The organism is Pseudomonas brassicacearum subsp. neoaurantiaca (assembly GCF_013608025.1).
Lineage (GTDB): Bacteria > Pseudomonadota > Gammaproteobacteria > Pseudomonadales > Pseudomonadaceae > Aquipseudomonas.
Genome location: NZ_VDLV01000050.1, coordinates 1 through 1,079, shown reverse-complemented (window position 1 = coordinate 1,079; position 1,079 = coordinate 1). Strand labels below are relative to the sequence as shown.

At 62.6% G+C, this 1,079-nt stretch carries 1 protein-coding gene; it reads left to right on the top strand.

The genetic code is table 11. From position 1 onward, the window contains the following. On the top strand, positions 1-1,079 hold a 1,079-nt coding region (locus FHK92_RS27895), incomplete at both ends, for a calcium-binding protein (RefSeq protein WP_258232723.1).

Below are 1,079 nucleotides of genomic sequence, written 5' to 3'. Positions count from 1 at the left end.
GGCATCGACCTGGTCCGGACAGCGGTCAGCCATACCTTGTCCGCCAACGTCGAGAATGCACTGTTGCTCGGCGTCGCCGCGCTCAATCTCACCGGCAACGCCTCCAATAACAGCCTGATCGGCAACGCTGCGGCGAACGTGCTCAACGGCATGGACGGTGCGGACATCCTCGACGGCGGCGCCGGCATCGACACTCTCATCGGCGGCACCGGCAACGACACCTATGTGGTCGACAACCTCAAGGACGTCATCAACGAAACCAGCACCTCGGCCTCCGAAATCGACACTGTTCGTTCCTTGGTGAGCTGGACCTTGGGCAACAACCTGGAAAACCTCACGCTGACCGGCGTTGCCGCGATCAACGGCAGCGGCAACACCTCGGACAACGTGCTGATCGGCAACGCCGCCGCCAACGTGCTCAACGGCCTGGGCGGCGCGGACACCCTGGACGGTGGCGCCGGCAACGACACTTATTACGTCGACAACCTCGGCGACACGGTGATCGAGCGAGGCACGGCGCTGACTGAGATCGACAGCGTCGTTTCGTCCATCAGCTACGTGCTGGGTGCCAACCTCGAAAACCTGACACTCAATGGCGCCGGCGCTATCAATGGCACCGGCAACGCGCTGAACAACCGCATCACCGGCAACGCTGGCGCCAACATCCTGGACGGTGGCCTCGGCATCGACACGTTGGTCGGCGGCACGGGCAACGACACCTATGTGGTCGACAACCTCAAGGACGTCGTCAGCGAAACCAGCACGTTGGCTGGCGAAATCGACAGCGTACGGGCCTCGGTCAACTGGGTGCTGGGCGTCAATCTTGAAAACCTCACGCTCACCGGCAGTGCCAACCTCAACGGCAGCGGCAACACGTTGAACAACGTGCTGACCGGCAACGCTGGCAATAACCTGCTGGACGGCCTCGCCGGGCGCGATACCTTGGTAGGTGGCGCGGGTAACGACACATATACCCTCGACAACGCGGGCGACAGTGTCGTCGAGCTGGCGGATGAAGGCATCGACCTGGTCCGGACAGCGGTCAGCCATACCTTGTCCGCCAACGTCGAGAATGCACT